The sequence below is a fragment of the SAR202 cluster bacterium genome, from assembly GCA_016872355.1.
GTDB lineage: Bacteria > Chloroflexota > Dehalococcoidia > Lucifugimonadales > VGZY01 > VGZY01.
The window spans coordinates 38,470-55,512 of record VGZY01000010.1 but is presented as its reverse complement, the minus strand read 5'-3'; the positions used below and the strand labels follow the sequence as shown (position 1 = coordinate 55,512).

The window sequence follows — 17,043 nt, the reverse complement described above, 5'->3', positions numbered from 1 at the left end:
CGTCCTTCTACGGCCTCTCCATCGGAATCGAGGTGCTGCTCCTGGCCTTCATCCTGCGCTCCGCCTGGACATGGCCCCGCACGTCCTCACCGTCGATACCAGACGGAACAAAAAACCCTTAATCCTTTTCCTGAATCCGTGAAATCTGCGGACTACTTCCTCACCGGGTCTTCCGCCATCACCTTCTTGATGTCCAGTATCTGGTCGCGGATTAGCGCCGCCTTCTCGAACTCGAGGTTGCGGGCCGCTTCCTTCATCTGGACCTCAAGGTCCTTGATCAGCCGCTGCAGGTCGTCCTTCGGGATGTCCGTCTTCACGACGTACGGCGTGCGCGTCTCCGCGATCATCCGCACGCGCTCCGTGATGTCGTGCACGGTCTTGCGGATGCCCTGCGGCGTGATGCCGTGCTCGCGGTTGTACGCCTCCTGCAGCGCGCGGCGGCGGTCGGTCTCCTCTATCGCGTCCTTCATCGAGTCCGTCACCTTGTCGGCGTACATGATGACTCGACCGTCGATGTGGCGCGCCGCGCGGCCTATCGTCTGGATCATTGACATCCGGGATCGCAGGAAGCCCTCCTTGTCCGCGTCCAGGATGGCCACGAGGCTCACCTCAGGCAGGTCCAGCCCCTCTCGCAGCAGGTTGATCCCCACCACCACGTCGTAGACGCCCAGCCGCAGGTCGCGCAGGATCTCGGTGCGCTCCAGCGTCTCAACCTCTGAGTGGAGGTACTGCGTCTTGATTCCGGCCTCCTTCAGGTAGTCCGAAAGCTCCTCCGCCATGCGCTTCGTCAGAGTCGTTACGAGCGTCCGCTCCCCCAGGTCCACGCGCACCCGCACCTGGTAAAGCAGGTCGTCAATCTGCCCCTTCGTCGGCTTGACCTCGATTATCGGGTCCAGCAGCCCCGTGGGGCGGATGACCTGCTGCACTACGTGCTTCGACTGCTCGTACTCGTACGGCCCCGGCGTTGCGGAGACGTATACGACCTGGTTGATGCGCTCCTCGAACTCGGCGAAGTTGAGCGGCCGGTTGTCGAGCGCCGACGGCAGGCGGAAGCCGTACTCCACCAGCACCTCCTTGCGGGACCGGTCGCCGCCGTACATCGCCCGCACCTGCGGGAGCGTCATATGCGACTCGTCGACGAACAGCAGGAAGTCGTCCGGGAGGTAGTCCATGAGGGTGTACGGCGTGCTCCCCGGCTGGCGGCGCGAAAGGTGCAGAGAGTAGTTCTCGACGCCGGAACAGTAGCCGGTTTCCCGCAGCATCTCAATGTCGTACCGTGTCCGCGACTCCAGGCGCTGCGCTTCCAGCGGCTTCCCCTGCCCGTTCAGGACGGCCAGCCGCTCCACGAGCTCCTTCTCGATGTCGTTGATCGCCTCGTTCAGCTTCTCTTTGGACGTCACGAAGTGCTTCGCCGGGTATATCTCGATGTCCTCGCGGTCGGTCAGTATCTCCCCGGTCAGCGGGTCGAGCGTTGTGATCCTCTCCACCTCGTCGCCCCAGAACTCGATGCGTACGCCCACCTCGTCCTCGTACGCCGGCAGGATTTCCAGCGTGTCGCCGCGGACACGGAACTTCCCGCGCGAGAAGTCAATGTCGTTGCGCTCGTACTGCATGTCCACGAGCTGCCGCATCAGCTTGTTACGGCTGCGCTTCTCGCCCTTGCGGATGTACGCGACGAAGCTCTGGTACTCCTCCGGCGAGCCCAGGCCGAAGATGCAAGAAACAGACGCGACGATTATCACGTCCCGGCGGGTCAGCACCGCCCGCGTCGCCGAATGGCGCAGCTTGTCTAGCTGCTCGTTGATGTCGGAGTCCTTCTCGATATATGTGTCCGTCCGGGGCACGTACGCCTCGGGCTGGTAGTAGTCGTAGTAGCTGACGAAGTACTCGACGGAGTTGGTGGGGAAGAACTCCTGGAACTCGGTCGTGAGCTGCGCCGCCAGCGTCTTGTTGTGGGCGATCACCAGCGCAGGACGCTGCAGGCGCTCGATGACGCACGCCATCGTGAACGTCTTGCCGCTGCCGGTAACGCCCAGCAGCGTCTGGTGCTTGTTGCCGCGCCCCACGCCGTCCACCAGCTTCGCAATAGCAAGCGGCTGGTCGCCGGTTGGCACAAAATGCGATTCGATCTTGAACTGGGGCATGAGACAGCTCTCCCGTGGCGCAAAACGAGGGAATTGGAACAGATGGCCGCATGGATATTGTAGTCCAGACTGCCCCCCTCTGGCGAGGGGAAAATGGGGAGGCCTATCCTGGGGCGCTCCCCACCTTTGTCATCCTGAGTCCGCTGCGGCGGACGAAGGATCGTTCAGGCGACGCCGCAGGGCCAGACCGCCTCATCATCAGGCAACGTTCCAGGGGCATGCCGGACATTCGCCCACGTCCCCATTCGCCCACGCCTTCCGCCCTGACTTCATTCGCCCACGGCTTCCGCCCACACGTCACCCGTGCGCCTCTTAATGGTTGTCCGTCAGCTGCGATATCGGCCGCACGGAAACGACCACGTCCACGGTCACAGTAATGCCGCTCGCCCTCAAAATCGTGACCTTTACCGTGTCGCCCGGCCTGCGGTGCCTGACCATGTGCGCGCTGAGGTCCTTCATCGACTTCATCGGCACGCCGTCGAGCGCCAGGATAATGTCGCCGCGCCGGACCACCGGGTTGCCGCGGGCGTCGCTTGTGATCGTCGTCGCCATCAGCCCGGCCTGGCTGGCCGGCCCTCCGGTGAATACCTGCTCCATGTAGATGCCCTTGAGGGTCGTCTCCACTCCCAGCGCCGCGGCCAGCTCCGGGTAGAGGTCGCCGCCGCTGATCCCCAGGTAGGCGTACTCGTACTTGCCCTTCGAGATGAGGTCGGGGACCACCCGCTTCGCCGTGTCCACAGGCACCGCGAAGCCGATGCCCGCCGAGCCGCCCGTCTCGCTGATGATCTGTGTGTTGATGCCGATCACGCGCCCCAGCCTGTCAAGCAAAGGCCCACCGGAGTTGCCCGGGTTGATCGGCGCGTCTGTCTGGATGATCTCGGGGTTCGTGTACGATGCCACCAGCCCCTCAATGGTGCGGCCGAGGGCGCTCACAATGCCCTTCGTCATCGTGAAGTCCTGGCCGAAGGGGTTGCCGATGGCTATCGCCATCTGTCCGACCTTTACCTCGCTGTCGTCGCCGAGTGCAACAGGCGTCAGCCGCTCGGCCGGCAGGTCAACCTTCAGCGCCGCAAGGTCAGCATAAGGATCGACGCCGAGCACCGTCGCGTTCGCCTCCGTGCCGTCGTGGAAAATGACGATTACGCGCGCTGCGCCGCTGACAACGTGATTGTTCGTCACAATGTGGCCCTGCTTGTCCCAAACGAAGCCGGAGCCCTCGCCCAGGTCCACGAACGCGCCGGAAGTCGTCCGCCGCTGGACGCGGATGTGGACCACTGAAGGCAGCACGCGCTCGTAAAGGCTGCTCATCGCCTGGTCCACGGCGGCCGCCACGGCGTCCGGGTGCCCCATGATCTGGTCCACCACCGCTGCGGGCAGCGGCGTGGGCGTCGGGACCGGAGGCGCAGCCGTTGGCGCGGGAGCGGCCGTTGCCGACGGCGCAACGACCGGCGGCGTTGCCGTGGACGCCTGGGCAGGCGACATGATGTCGATCGGCCGCGCGGTCTGCGTCGGCGCGGAGCCCTGGGCGCCGGCGGACGTAGGCTCCGCGGGAGGGGCCGGCGTCTGGGTCGCAACTTCAGGCGGAATCGTCGCTGGCGACGCAGGCTCGGACGTAGGCGTGGCAGTGGGTGAGGCGTCGCCGCACGCGGCGACGGCAATAATGCTCAGGAGAGAAACGAAGGGCAACGCGAGACTGAATATGTGCTTTCGTGACATAAACGACCCCTGAACGGCAAAATGTGGGTTGGTACATCGGCATCCGATGCACCAGCGATAGATACAACGTGGCTGCCATTCAGGAGGGTATTTTAGCAAGCGGATGTTAAGACCCTTTGAAGAGGCCGCCGTCCAACCCGTCCAACCCGTCCAACCCGTCTAACTCGTCCAACCGCTCGAATGCCCGCGCGGGCTTCAGCGTGCGGCGCGCGCCACCCATATCATCTCTTCGCTCCCCTCCTCAAACGGCGACATCCCAAAGTCCCCGAACAGGTCAAGCACTTCGTAGCCGCAGGTGCGGAGAAGGTGGTGCATCTCCCAGCGATGCGCGTAGCGGAGGTCGAATTCGCGGTAGATGCGGCGGGAAACGTCCCCTCCGGGCGCGACCACGTCCGCGGTAACCCGCACGGACATGGCCTGGCTGTAGTGGTCGTACCTTGTCTGGTGCCACAGGACGATCTTCCCACCCTCCCCGTCCTCGACGTCCCTGAGGTGGTAGGCGATGTCCTCGTCCTGCGCCAGCATCTGCGGGTCCGGCACGAAGATATCGAAGATCAGCCGCCCGTCCGGCTCAAGGTGGCGCCTGATCGTCTCCAGGCACTTCACCTGGTCGTCCACAGTGAGTAGCGAGAGGAATCCCCTGAAGGGAATGATAACGAGCTTGAACTTGCGGTCGAGAGAGAAGTCCCGCATATCGCCGTGCACGAGCGTCAGCTTGCTCTCGCCTCGTGGCATCGCCTGCTTCGCTTTGCGCCGCGCTACCTGGAGCATCTGCTTCGAAAAGTCCAGCCCCACAACCTCCACGCCCGCCTCGGCGATCGGAATAGCCACCCTGCCCGTCCCGCACCCCAGCTCCAGCACCGGCCCTACGGACTCGACGGCCTCTTCCACGTAGAAGGGTATGTCATCCTGTACGTACGAGTAGATGGCATCGTAAACGTCCGCGCATGAATCGTAAGGATTGCTCTCCATGGCTGTGCTACCGCCCCGCCAGGAACTGCAGGCTCATGCGCACCCTGTCCTCAAATGTCAACCCCGCGCCCTTCGGTACTGACGCCGCCGCCTGCGTCGCCTCCGCTACGGTGTACCCCAACGCCGTAAGCGCCTGCAAAACATCCCCCTCCCCCGCCGCCGCCGGCGCGGCAGTGAGCTCGATGTTGAGCTTGCCCTTGAGCTCGAGTACGATGCGGCTGCCGGTCTTGGGGCCGACACCCGGGATGCCCTTGAAGGCATCCGTGTCGCCCGTCGCCACTGCCGCGGCAAGCGATTCCGGCGAGAGGCGGGAGAGGACGGACATGGCCACCTTGTTGCCGACTCCATTAACTGTGAGCAACGCCTCGAATGCCTGCCGGTACTCGGTGTTGCTGAAGCCGTAGAGCGACATGCCGTCTTCACGCACCTGGAACGAGGTGTAGAGCCTCACAGTCTCGCCGATCGCCCCGACGGAGTCCGCCATGGGAACCGGCACGTTGACCCGTAAGGTGAAGCCGCCTACGAAGACCTCCACCCAGCCGATGCCGATGTTCACCAGCTTGCCTTCAATTCCAGTTATCATGAGGGACAAGTCCGAAGTTGCAGGATGTTGGAACAGGTTATCACAATGGCTTTTGACGGTGGGCGTTACTCGCGCATCTCAATTTCGGATGCCCGTGCGCCGTTGATGTGGCAGATGGCTACGGCCAGAGCGTCCGCGGCGTCCGTTGACTTTGGTGTGGAATCAAGGCCCAGGATTATCTGGACCATCTCCTGGACCTGCTCCTTTGTTCCCACGCCGTAGTCTACTACGGCACGCTTCACCTGTGCCGGTGCGTAGACGCTTGCGTCCAGGCCGGCCCGGGCGGCGACAAGGAGAGCGATCGCCTGGGCCTGTCCTGTCGCCAGCGCCGCCTTGATGTTCTTCGCGGCGAAGGGCTCCTCAAGGGCGACTTCGGTGGGCTTCCACCGGTCGACGATGTCTGTCAGGCGCTCAAAAATGCAGTCCAGCCTGCGCGACAGGGGCTGCTTCAAAGGCGTTGTGATTACATCAAAATAGAGGGCGCTGTAACGCGCGCCGTCGTACTCCACTACCGCGACGCCCATTTTGTATGTCCCCGGGTCGATTCCGAGGATGCGCATGTCGGACCTCCCGAAGGGTTCCGCAGTCAGGTGTATTTGATCCGATGCTGCCGGCTTCGTAGCCCGCGCGATGAATCGCGCGGCTATCAGGGACGCGTATAATGACAAGGGGCACACATGTGTGTGCCCCTGAGCTTTTCTTGACTTTCCTGTTAGTTACCGTTCCGGTACTGCTCTATCGCCGAGTCTGGGAAGTCGCCGTTGGAGAAGACCTTCTGGACATCGTCCAGGTCCTCCAGTATGTCCAGCAACTTCAGGGCTGACAGCGCGGATTTCTCATCCATCGGCACCATCACTTTGGGGACCATCGAGAGCTCCGCAGACGAGACTGTGGCGCCGGCCTCGGTTAGGGACCGCCTCACCTTCTCCATGGTTTCCGGGGGGCAGTAGACAGTGAGCGTTGTGCTCTCGGCATTGATGTCGTCTGCGCCGGCGTCTATTGCCGTGAGCGTCATGTCATCCGCTTTGTCCGGGCTGCCGATGTCCGCCGTGAGGACGCCTTTCTGCGCAAACTGCCAGGAGACCGCGCCGCTCTCCGCAAGGGAGCCTCCGCGCTTGGTGAAGTTGGAGCGAATGTCGGAGACGGTGCGGTTTCGGTTGTCGCTGACGGCCTGTACTATGATGGCGATGCCGCCGGGGCCGTAGCCCTCGTACACCATCTCAACGGGCACTTCGCCGTCCTTCATCTCTCCGGTGCCCTTCTTGATTGCGCGGTTGATGTTATCGACAGGCATATTGCTGTCGCGGGCCTTTTGCACCGCGAGCCGCAGCCTGAAGTTGCCTTCCGGGTCACCGCCGCCCATGCGCGCGGCAACGATTATCTCCTTGGACAGCTTGGTGAAAAGGGCGCCACGTTTCTGATCGGTGGCTGCCTTCGCGTGTTTTATCGTTGCCCATTTTGAGTGACCTGACATGGGAGTCTCCTGAAAACTCTGTTACCTTGCAGGGCGATACAGGCCCGTGCGGCTGGGTGGCCCTGGTAAACGTTGTATCGGCTCGTGGACAATTTTAGCACGGGGCTCGGGAGCGGCGGAAGCTACCGCAGCCCTTCGATGAGCCGTACAACCATTTGGCGCTTGCCCACGTCGATATGCAGCACAACGTCCTTGACGGCGGGCAAAAGGATGTCCTGGCTGTCCGCGCCGGACACGACGTAAACGTCGTTCCCGCCCGTGGTCATGATCTCCGTGACCTGCCCCAGCGGCTCACCGCCTTCGGTCCGGACGTCAATGCCGAGGATCTCGTAGTGGTAGAAGGTGCCGTCAGGGAGCCTGGGGGTCTGGTCCTGTGGAATGGTGAGAAGCGCGCCGTGAAGTGTCTCGGCCGTGTTGCGGTCGGGCACGGTATCGAGCTCGACTATGTGCAGTCCCTTGGCCTGTCGCGACGATACGATTATGGCCGGGCGGCCGTTCAGTTGGACCTGGCTCCCTTTGTCAAGGCGGCCCGGCACGTCGGTCATAGACTCTACCTTGAGCTCGCCGGAAATGCCCCACGGACTCACGACTTTCCCAACGACGATATGGCCGTCGGGCGGGGTCGCGGGTCCGTGGCGTTGCTGGTCTTGTGCTGGCAATTGCGGAGAGGTCAGTCTATTTCGAGGACCGCGCGCGTACCCTGTTTTACAGCGGCGACACGGAGGAGGGCGCGAATGGACTGCGCCACCGTGCCCTCGCGCCCGATGATCTTGCCCTTGTCCTCCGGTGAAACGGTCAGGCGCAGGATTATCCTCCCTCCGGAGGTCTCCTCTGTTACCTGGACCTGGTCCGGATGGGTTGCGATCGAGCGCGCTATGTACTCGACGAGCTCTTTCATGGGGCTCAGGCCTGCTTGACCTTTTCGAGGACACCGGTCTTCTTGAGGATCTGCGCGACGGACTCGCTGGGCTGCGCGCCGGTGCGGAGCCACTTGAGCGTCTTTTCCTCATCTATGGTGACGGCGGGAGGGTTGATCATAGGGTCATAGTGCCCGATCTGGTCCACAAAGGCGCCGTTGCGGGATGCGTGCTGGTCCGCGACGACGATCCTGTAGCTGGGCTTCTTCTTGGCACCTACGCGACGTAGGCGAATTCGCAACATTGGACACCACTTTCCGAGTATTATTCAAATTTGAGCGTAAAGGAGATTCTAGCTTTCTTTCAATGCACTTGTCAACGCAGGCACTTACCGTGTTATAATTCGCAGGTTGCAACAAATCCCAGGGGTATCTTGAAATGAAGGTCGTTTTCCTTGCAGACGTTCAAGGGGTAGCCAACGGCGGAGAGATCAAGACTGTAAAGGCCGGCTTCGCGCGCAACTACCTTATTCCAAAGAATCTGGCCACACCGGCCACCCGCGAAGCCCTGCTCCGGGTGGAGCGCCTGAAGAAGCATGCAGACTCAGAGCGCGTCAAGACGATGCAGGACCTGAAGGGCCTGGCATCGCAACTTGAAGGCAAGCAGGTCGGCATTCCGATGCGCGCCGGCGCAAGCGGCCGCCTGTACGGCTCTGTTACCAACGCGGTGGTGTCTGAAGCTCTTTCGAAGCAGATCGAGCGCACCATCGACAGGCGAGTGGTTGACCTGAAGGAGCCGCTGCGTGAAGTTGGCTCTTACGACGTGGTTGTCAAGCTCCACGCGGACGTCAAGGCGACGATAAGGGTCGTCGTCCACCCGCTGACGATGGATGCTGAGACGTTCCTCAAGTCGAAGGAAGCCAAGCCTGAGGGCGAGGCCGCTCCGGCCCCGGAGGCCGAGGCAGTCGCCGTCGCCGCCGAGGCGCCCGCCGCCGAAGCCGAGGCCCCGAAGAGCTAACGCGTTACTCCGTTTCGCCTGAAAAGGCCGCCCAAATGGCGGCCTTTTTTGCTGCCTTCCTCGCTTGAGGAAGTTCCGGGGAAGCACTAAGATACTGGTATGCCACGAGGCCGTACGCCCTGGTCCGGGCGCACTCGATCTACCTGCGAACCTTTCCTTTTTGTTGAGCACGGTTTACACATGAGCCCCGCTCTGGCCTTTCCGATGCAGAACATGTGTGTCAGGAACGGCTGCGTAAGGCCGTCGGCGACGGATGCGACAAGCGGTGCCGGGGGGTTAACACTGAGTGTACGCTGAACGTCTTCTACCAAACGATCCCGTCGCCGAGGAAGCCGTCGTCGGCTCCATCCTCATCGACGACGAAGCGCTCGCCAAAGTCACGTCTCTTATCAAGCCTGGCGACTTCTACATGGCCAAGTCACGCTGGTGCTACGAGGCGTGCCTGACGCTGTTCGACCGGCGCGAGGCAATCAACCAGGTGACGATAGCACACGAACTCGCCCTCCGCGGCAAGCTGGAGGACGTGGGCGGCGCGGCCTATCTGGCCCACCTTGTACGGTCGGTCCCCACATCCGTCCACATCGCCCACTACGCCGGTATAGTCCAGCGCACGTCTGTGATGCGCCAGCTTATTTCGGCAGCCAGCGACATTGCTGCGATCGGCTACGAGGGCGCTGCCGATACGGATGCGGCGCTGTCGCGCGCAGAAGACCTGTTGTTCAAAGTGCGCACAGGCAAAGGCACACGCGACTTTGTTCAGCTCCGAGAAGTGCTGGACCAGTACATGGAGGAGATGGCGAGCCTGGACGCGGCGCGCGACCAGCACCTCGCCCCCGTAAGCACGGGCTTCCTGGATATGGACAAGCTGCTCGGCGGCGGCCTGCAGCGCTCGGATATGGTCGTCCTCGCCGCCCGTCCCAGCCTCGGCAAGAGCACGCTCGCCTTCAACATCGCCCGGAACGCGGCGGAACAAGGCATGGTCACGGGCATCTTCAGCCTGGAGATGAGTGCGCGCCAGATCGCGGTGAGGCTGCTAGCCAGCGAGGCCAAAGTCGATAGCCACCGCATGAGGATAGGCATGCTCAGTGAGGCCGAGCGCCAGCGAGAGCTGGATGCTATCGGCACGCTTTCCGAGCTGCCCATATACATCGACGACACGCCCTTCCAGGGCATTGTCGAGATGCGCGGCAAGGTGCGCCGGCTCCAGATGGAGCGCGGGCTGGACTTCGTGATAATCGACTACCTCCAGCTCATCATGGGCTCCGGCAGGACGGACAACCGCGTCCAGGAGATGGGAGAGATTTCCCGGTCCATCAAGGGCGTCGCCAGGGAGCTGGACGTGCCCATCCTCGCCCTCTCCCAACTCAGCCGCGCCGTGGAGCAGCGCCCCAACCACCGACCGATGCTCTCGGACCTCCGGGAGAGCGGCTCCATTGAGCAGGACGCAGACGTGGTCGCCTTCATTCACCGCGAAGACAAGTACATGAACAGGGACGAATGGGCAAAAAGTCACCCCAGCGAGCCTTTCCCCGAGAACATCGCCGAGATAATCTTTGCGAAACACCGCAACGGGCCGGTGGGAACAGTGCCTTTGTACTTCAGGAACGACCTGGTGCGCTTCGAGAATGCGACTCTTCAACACCGGTCCAGGGAGTTCGCGTAAATGGCTTTCGCGGGATTCCCGCCCAGGCCGAGGTATACGCCCGTCCCGACCCCCGTTCTGGGCCAGCTGCTTGAGGAGATTGACGACCTTCAGGAGTTGAAGGTAACGCTTCGTGCAATCTGGCTGCTCCACCACAAGCGCACGTATCCGAGGTATTTGACGGTTGACGACCTGATGACAGACCAGACCTGCCTCAGGGTCTTCGGGCCTGGGGCTGAGTCTGCCAGGCGATGCGCTGAAGAGACGATGGCGAAGGCAGTCTCCAGGAGAACGTTCATCGCCGGCACGGCCACCATAGACGGGGCGCGCACCCAGGTGTTCATGCTGAATGCAGAGTCCGAGCGCAGGGCTATGGAGGGTCTCACCGCGCTACCGCGGACAACACCGTCGCCCCAGGTGTCCGGTGCGGCGTCGCCGGCCGACACAGACGCCGCGGAAGATTCACGGCCGAATATCTTCAAGCTCTACGAGGACAACATCGGCCTGATGAGCCCAATGATTGCGGAAGAGCTGAAACTGGCGGAGCAGTCCTACCCTGAGACCTGGATACGGGACGCGTTCAAGGCGGCGGTGACGAGCAACAGGCGGAGCTGGCGGTACATTGCCGCAATCCTGGACCGTTGGGACAGAGAAGGACGAGAAGGCAGAGACGATGCAGGACCTGGGCGATATATTCAAAAAACTCGCTATTAGGCCTCCGGCGAACGGCGACGGCTTTCCCCCGGTGGAGGGATCTCAGCCGCCGGTATCCACTTGCGAGAGGTGCGGCGGCCGTGGCTGGTTCACGCCTGATGTGCCGGTGGGCCACCACGACTTCGGCCGCATAATCGCATGCGACTGCCAGCAGCAGCGGATCGTGGACGAGCGCCACCACCGGCTTTTGCGGTACAGCAACCTTGGTAACCTGAAGCGCTTTACCTTTGAGACGTTTTGCCCGGACGGTCGCGCCAAAGACGCCCCGCAACCGCAAATACGCGCCGCGTACGATGCGGCGCTGGCCTTTGCCGCGGACCCGAAAGGGTGGCTCGTGCTGACCGGGCCGAATGGGGCCGGCAAGACGCACCTGGCCGCGGCCATAGGCAACAGGGTTATCCAGCAAGGCAACATTGTGCTGTTCACGCACGTGGCTGACCTTCTGGACCACCTGCGCTCCACCTTCAGCCCAACGAGCGAGATTGCCTACAGCCAGCTCTTCGAGCAGGTCAAAAGCACCCCTCTTCTCATTCTGGACGGCATCGGCAACTACAGCACGACCCCCTGGGCGGAAGAGAAGCTGATGCAGATCGTCAACCACCGCTTCGACCTTGAGCTGCCGACGGTGATGACCATTTCGGGCTCGCTGGACGAGCTTGACCGGTACATCGTCAGCAGGATCAGGACGCCGGGCCTGAGCCGGATACTGGAGCTTCCGGGTATGGCCCAGCCGAGGGCGAAGCGGCTCGGAGGCATCGAGCCCCAGATGCTCCAGCGGATGACATTCGAGCTGTTCGACAGCCGCGGAAACAACCCGAGCGCCGAACAGCGCGCCAGCCTTGATAACGCAATGCGCGTCGCCAGGAACTACGCGGCGGACCCGGACGGCTGGCTGACGATTATTGGGGAGACCGGCGTCGGAAAGACGCACCTGGCTGTGGCGATCGCGGTGGAGCAACTCAAGCGCGGTCGGCCCGTGTTCTACGCGTTCGTGCCCGAGCTCCTGGACTATCTGCGCTACACCTTCAGCCCGGAAGCGAAGGTGACCTACGACAACATCTTCGACGAGATCAAAAACGCACCCCTGTTGATCCTTGACGATCTGGGGCAGGAGCATAGCAGCCCCTGGGCGAACGAGAAGCTGTACCAGATCGTTGTCCACCGCCACAACGCCCGCCTGCCGACGGTGATAACCAGCATGATTGATTTCACAAAGGAGCGCGGCCCAATCGGATCGCGCGTGCAGGACCCTTCTGTGGGGCAGCTTGTCAGGATGGACGCGCCGGACTACCGCAACAAGAACCGGGACGGCCAGCGCGGAGCGGCGGCCCGCCGTGCCGCGCCCCGGCGGGCGGACCAGGGCCGATGACGGGTCAAGCCCACTGCGTCTTCTGCGAGATAGTTGCGGGTCGTGAGCCCGCGCGAGTCCTCTACCAGGATGACGACATCCTGGTCTTTCGCAACATCCTCACATGGGTCCCCGTGATGCTCCTGCTCATCCCGCGCAAGCACATGAGCCAGGCCGAGCTGTGGGGCAGCGGGCCGCTCCTTGGCCGCATCGGCGAGCTGGCAAGCAGGCTGGGCCAGGAGCACTGCCCGGGAGGGTTTCGCATCCTGTCCAACTTCGGCCACGATGCCATGCAGTCGCAGCCGCACGGCCACGTGCACGTCATCGGCGGCACGCCGCTGGGGCTGTACGTGAGGAGAGGGTAGTAAGTAGTTAGTAGTTGGTAGTTAGCTACCCTCTCCTCCTCATCACCCCCGTCCGGTTGATCTTCGCGCTCTTGTCGCCGATCTTCTTCGTGAAATCTTTCCAGGCGGCGTTATTGGTGATGTCGTCGGAGAGCAGCAGGCCTCCGGGACGGATGCGGGGGTAGGAGGTGGAGAACTCCCAGGTCATGTGCTCGTAGCTGTGGTCGCTGTCGTGGTAGAAGCAGTCGATGGTTCCCAGGCGGTCCAGCAGTCTGGGAAGCTCGACCTTGGCGTCGCCCAGTGTTAGCTCCCACCTTTCGCGCAGCCGCGACGGCACGAGCCAGCCCGTGCGCCGCTCCGTGGGAACGAGCTGTTCGTTGGGCAGCGGAAGGTCTATCGAATAGAGCCTGCCCGTGCCGTTCTTTTCCATCGCGCTGAGGAAGAACGTGCTTGAAGTGCCGCTGGCTACGCCGGTCTCCACCACTACTTCAGGCTTGAGAACTCGAATAGCCGCGTAAATGACGGGCCCGTAGTTCGGGTTCAGCAGGCCTGGCAGGACCGTGGAGTACTTGCGCAGCTCGCCGGCGCAGTACTCCATCACCGGCCTCGCCTCTTCGAAGCACCGCTCAAGCTCCTTCCCGGACGTGCCAAGCACCTTCGACAGCCGGCCGGTCCGCCGCAGGAACGCGACCTCGTTCCGTGTCCACGCGCGGGCTAGTCCGGCAGCCCGGACGGGGTGCGCCAGGCTCCCCTTGTTATATGCAATGGACCTTACAAGGTGGCGGGCGTGCTGAAGCATTTCCCGAAGGCTCCGTGCGGTCGAATCGTTCCGGATGACAATCGTACCACACGCTACCAGGCACCCTATTTGTGGTACCATAATCGGAGCATAAAGTTCGGCTCCGGCCGCCTCTTTCCAAACCCGCATCAGAGGTCTCGCAGATGAAGATCGCAATGCTCCGAGGTCCCCGTGACCTGGTCATAGAAGAACACCCGCTGGATACAAAGAACCTCAAGCCGGACGAGATATGGGTGGAGACCGAGATTTCCGCCCTCAAGATCGGCACGGACCGTGGTAATTACGAGGGCGCGGAAAACGTTCCCGGGGCGCCCACGTATCCGCGATGGGTTGGCGACAGCAACCTGGGCACCGTCCGCGGCGTCGGCAAGGCCGTCGCGAGGTTCAAGGTCGGCGACCGCGTAATCACGCGCGCGCCCCACACCTCCGAGTACCTGATGAGCACTGCGAAGTCGATCGTGAAGGTGCCGGAAGGCGTCGATTCCGAGGATGCGGTGTGGGCGCACCTGTACACGCTCAGCGGGCTGTGCTACCGCAAGGCGAACTTTGTGCCCGGAGAGACCGTCGCAGTCGTGGGCGTTGGAGTGCTCGGCCTGGGCGCGGTCGCGCTGGGGCCGCTCATGGGCGCCCGGGTGGTCGCGCTTGCAAATAGCCCCATCCGCGCCGAGATGGCGAAGAAGATGGGCGCGCACGAGACGATGCTCTCCGACGACCCTGACCTGAATAAGAAGCTGGAAAAGTTCACCCATGGCAACGGCATTGACCTGGTGATCCTTACAGCTAACCCCTGGCCTGCCTACAAGACATCGATGGAGATAGTCCGCAACAACGGTCGCGTCTCGATTGTCAGCCTCCTGGGCCGCGGCGAGGCGGCGCTGGACTTCAATCCCCTTGCGATGGAGTGGTTCTACAACAAGGGCGTTTCAATCATCGCCGTCAACGGCACGCACGGCTACATGTACCCTTCCGGAAAGGAAGACCGCTTCTCGTGGGACCGGCAGTGCGAATACGTGATCGACCTAATGAAGGACGGCAGGCTGCACCCGAAGGATCTCGTTACCCACAGGTTCAGCTACAAGGACATCAAAGTCCCTTATGAAATGATCTACCGCCGTGAGAAGAACATGCTCGGCGTCATATTCACGTGGAAGGACTAGGAGAGAGAAATGCCTACGAGGGCAATCGACCAGAGAGTCAAGAAGTCGGTAGACCTGTATAACCGCGCCGAGCAGTTGATTCCCGGGAAGACGCAGCTCATCAGCCGGCGATCGCGGTCTTACGCGGACGGAGTGAGCCCCATTTACGCAAAGAGCGCGAAGGGGTCGCGGTTCGTCGACGTGGACGGCAACGAGTATATCGACTGGGTGAACGCCGTTACGGCGATCATTCTTGGCCATGCAGACGACGTTGTGGACAACGCCGTCAAGGAACAGATCGACAGGGGCAGCCTCTACACGCTCAACAGCCCGATGGAGATCGAGCTGGCCGAGGTCCTGTGCGACATCATCCCCAGCTGCGAGATGGTGCGGTACACCAAGGGCGGCGGCGAGGCTTGCGCGGTGGCGGTCCGCATCGCGCGCGGGACGACCGGGCGCGACAAGATCGCATTTTGCGGTTACCACGGTTGGCACGACTGGTACCAGGCGGCCAACTTCCTTGCCGACCCAACGACAGGGCAGTTCCCTTTTGCGGGCATTGAGCCTCTGGGCGTGCCGAAGGCGCTGGCGGGGACGGCAATACCTTTCGCTGAGGGGGACATCGCAGGACTTGAGAAGATTTTCAAGGACAACAAGGGCGAAATCGCCGCTGTGATGATGGAGCCGATGCGCAGCTTCCGACCGAAGGAAGGCTATCTCGAAAAGGTCAAGGAGATTGCGCACAAGAACGGCGCGCTGCTCATATTTGACGAGGTCTCCAGCGGCTGGCGCATTTCCCTGGGCGGGGCACAGGAGTGGCTGGGCGTGACCCCGGACATGTCCGTCTTCGCGAAGGCGATGTCTAACGGCTACCCAATGGGCGTCGTAGTCGGCTCGCGCGAGTCGATGCAGCTTGCCGACCGCATGTTCATCTCCAGCTCGTACTGGAGCGACAACATCGGCCTGGCGGCCTCAGTTGCGACGATCGGCGAGCTCAAGCGGCGGGACTCGACGGAGCAGTTCAAGATCATCGGAGAGAAGGCGCGGAAGGCGCTTGAAGGCGCAATAGCGTCCGTGGGCATCAAGGCGAAGGTGACCGGCCTGCACATCGCGCCCACGATGGATATTGAGGTGCCTGACCCGGCGCTGAAGCCCAAGGTGAACACGCTTTTCATACAGGAGATGGCGCGGCGCGGCATCTTCTGCCCCACGCAGTTCAAGGCAACGCTTGCGCACACCGACGAGGACATCCGCATCACAGCCGATGTGGCCGAACAGGCCCTCAAGGTGGTGCGGCGCGGCCTGGAGGGCGAGCTGGACCGCCTGCTGGAGGTTGAGGTCAAGAAGGAGCCCTTCAGGAGACTGGTGAGCTAGAAGTTTTTCATCGGAGTAAAGAGCAGTGACTGGTTTTGCTACACACTTCTTCCCGCCGGTATGGATCGGCGAGCAGCACCACGCGAACGGCACCACCAAGGCCGCCGCGACGAACGAGATCACCGTGGCCGCCAAGCCGCTTGGCGCAGGCCACAAGGGTCGGAAGGTCATCGTAGGCCGATACGGCTTTATCGGCATCGAGACCGGCGACGAGCGCGACGCGGTGGACGCGCTGAACCGAATCATGTGCGTGGCGCTGCTGGCCGGGCTGGATGTGCGCACGGTCCGCAGGAGCGAGCTCGAAGAGGTCGAGATCACGGACGAGACGTTCGAGATCTCCGGCCTCGGAGACGACGTGGTCACCTTCGACCTGGATGAGGGCAATCAGCGTGTGTCCGAGGACCAGATGCGCGCGATCCTCAGGGGTGGCGAGGTGCTCATTGACCATCCGAACCTGACGAACGCGATACAACACCTGCTTGAGGCGCATACACAGTTTGCCGAGGGCGAAAACAAACAGTCCTACATGCTGGCTTGGGACGCCCTGGAGATCTGGCTTAGCCGCGACTGGTGCACCCTCCTGAGCAACAAGAAGGTCCCCAAAGAGACTTACGACAAGATCACTGACGAGCGGTCCTGGACACCAGAGACGATCTGGGAAGGGCTTTATCTGGAAGCGGTGTTGTCGGAGGAGGACAGGGGCCGTCTGCATGCCGCCCGAGCCGTCAGGACGGACGTAGTGAAGCGGGCGTACAGTCCGACGGACGACCAGGCGAGGGAGCTCCTTGACCTTGCAGCGGACTTCTGCAGCCGCTCGATGCGTAAATGGGGATTCCAGCTTCGTGGGTAGTGCGGGCCGCAATTGAATGAAGATAACGCACTTCCAGGGAACGCAGGTGAGAAGGCCGAGGCAGGCTCCGGGC

At 62.4% G+C, this 17,043-nt stretch carries 17 protein-coding genes and 1 pseudogene; 8 read left to right on the top strand and 10 right to left on the bottom strand.

The genetic code is table 11. The features are described 5' to 3' along the window. Window positions 1-152 precede the first annotated feature (152 nt). The 9 genes from uvrB to rpsP form a co-directional block, all read right to left on the bottom strand. On the bottom strand, window positions 153-2,144 hold the full coding sequence (gene uvrB / locus FJ319_04115; GenBank protein MBM3933475.1) for an excinuclease ABC subunit UvrB: 1,992 nt from the start codon (window positions 2,142-2,144) through the stop codon (window positions 153-155). A 312-nt stretch (window positions 2,145-2,456) separates the two neighbouring features. Beyond that, window positions 2,457-3,860, bottom strand: a complete 1,404-nt coding sequence (locus FJ319_04110; protein ID MBM3933474.1) for a trypsin-like serine protease — start codon at window positions 3,858-3,860, stop codon at window positions 2,457-2,459. A 195-nt stretch (window positions 3,861-4,055) separates the two neighbouring features. Then, window positions 4,056-4,832, bottom strand: a complete 777-nt coding sequence (locus FJ319_04105; GenBank protein ID MBM3933473.1) for a class I SAM-dependent methyltransferase — start codon at window positions 4,830-4,832, stop codon at window positions 4,056-4,058. Between the two features lie 7 nt (window positions 4,833-4,839). Beyond that, window positions 4,840-5,415, bottom strand: coding sequence for a Holliday junction branch migration protein RuvA (gene ruvA, locus FJ319_04100; protein MBM3933472.1), 576 nt, complete (start codon window positions 5,413-5,415; stop codon window positions 4,840-4,842). Between the two features lie 65 nt (window positions 5,416-5,480). Next, entirely contained in the window at window positions 5,481-5,975 is a 495-nt protein-coding gene (gene ruvC, locus FJ319_04095; protein ID MBM3933471.1) for a crossover junction endodeoxyribonuclease RuvC, read from the bottom strand. 152 nt (window positions 5,976-6,127) lie between these two features. Beyond that, window positions 6,128-6,889 (bottom strand): YebC/PmpR family DNA-binding transcriptional regulator, encoded by a 762-nt coding sequence (locus tag FJ319_04090; protein ID MBM3933470.1) that lies wholly within the window; start codon window positions 6,887-6,889, stop codon window positions 6,128-6,130. 122 nt (window positions 6,890-7,011) lie between these two features. Continuing rightward, on the bottom strand, window positions 7,012-7,563 hold the full coding sequence (gene rimM, locus FJ319_04085; protein ID MBM3933469.1) for a 16S rRNA processing protein RimM: 552 nt from the start codon (window positions 7,561-7,563) through the stop codon (window positions 7,012-7,014). Next, entirely contained in the window at window positions 7,560-7,787 is a 228-nt protein-coding gene (locus tag FJ319_04080) for a KH domain-containing protein (protein MBM3933468.1), read from the bottom strand. Before FJ319_04080 ends, rimM begins: the two co-directional genes overlap by 4 nt. A gap of 5 nt (window positions 7,788-7,792) precedes the next feature. Continuing rightward, entirely contained in the window at window positions 7,793-8,050 is a 258-nt protein-coding gene (rpsP, locus tag FJ319_04075) for a 30S ribosomal protein S16 (protein MBM3933467.1), read from the bottom strand. Window positions 8,051-8,650: 600 nt separating this feature from the next. Between rpsP and FJ319_04070 the strand changes: the two are divergent. The 5 genes and pseudogenes from FJ319_04070 to FJ319_04050 all read left to right on the top strand — a co-directional run bounded on the left by FJ319_04070 (window position 8,651) and on the right by FJ319_04050 (window position 12,832). Continuing rightward, window positions 8,651-8,758, top strand: a pseudogene (locus FJ319_04070) (FHA domain-containing protein). A 291-nt stretch (window positions 8,759-9,049) separates the two neighbouring features. Then, window positions 9,050-10,426: a replicative DNA helicase gene (dnaB, locus tag FJ319_04065; protein MBM3933466.1), complete on the top strand. Its 1,377-nt coding sequence runs from the start codon at window positions 9,050-9,052 to the stop codon at window positions 10,424-10,426. Then, window positions 10,427-11,119, top strand: a complete 693-nt coding sequence (locus FJ319_04060) for a DnaD domain protein (GenBank protein ID MBM3933465.1) — start codon at window positions 10,427-10,429, stop codon at window positions 11,117-11,119. Beyond that, on the top strand, window positions 11,028-12,488 hold the full coding sequence (locus FJ319_04055) for a DNA replication protein DnaC (GenBank protein MBM3933464.1): 1,461 nt from the start codon (window positions 11,028-11,030) through the stop codon (window positions 12,486-12,488). The genes FJ319_04060 and FJ319_04055 overlap by 92 nt, the downstream gene beginning before the upstream one ends. After that, window positions 12,485-12,832: an HIT domain-containing protein gene (locus tag FJ319_04050; protein MBM3933463.1), complete on the top strand. Its 348-nt coding sequence runs from the start codon at window positions 12,485-12,487 to the stop codon at window positions 12,830-12,832. Before FJ319_04055 ends, FJ319_04050 begins: the two co-directional genes overlap by 4 nt. Window positions 12,833-12,857: 25 nt before the next feature. On the opposite strand, the gene FJ319_04045 is transcribed toward FJ319_04050, so the two are convergent. After that, the gene (locus FJ319_04045) at window positions 12,858-13,739 is read right to left on the bottom strand and encodes a class I SAM-dependent methyltransferase (protein ID MBM3933462.1); all 882 of its coding nucleotides are present in this window, start codon (window positions 13,737-13,739) and stop codon (window positions 12,858-12,860) included. Between the two features lie 14 nt (window positions 13,740-13,753). Between FJ319_04045 and FJ319_04040 the strand changes: the two genes are divergently transcribed. From FJ319_04040 to FJ319_04030, 3 genes are read left to right on the top strand one after another with little or no spacing between them, the layout of a single operon-like run. Beyond that, complete coding sequence (locus FJ319_04040; GenBank protein ID MBM3933461.1) at window positions 13,754-14,767, top strand: zinc-binding dehydrogenase; 1,014 nt, start codon at window positions 13,754-13,756, stop codon at window positions 14,765-14,767. 9 nt (window positions 14,768-14,776) lie between these two features. Then, window positions 14,777-16,120, top strand: coding sequence for an aminotransferase class III-fold pyridoxal phosphate-dependent enzyme (locus FJ319_04035; protein MBM3933460.1), 1,344 nt, complete (start codon window positions 14,777-14,779; stop codon window positions 16,118-16,120). A gap of 25 nt (window positions 16,121-16,145) precedes the next feature. After that, window positions 16,146-16,970, top strand: coding sequence for a hypothetical protein (locus FJ319_04030; GenBank protein MBM3933459.1), 825 nt, complete (start codon window positions 16,146-16,148; stop codon window positions 16,968-16,970). Window positions 16,971-17,043 lie beyond the last annotated feature (73 nt).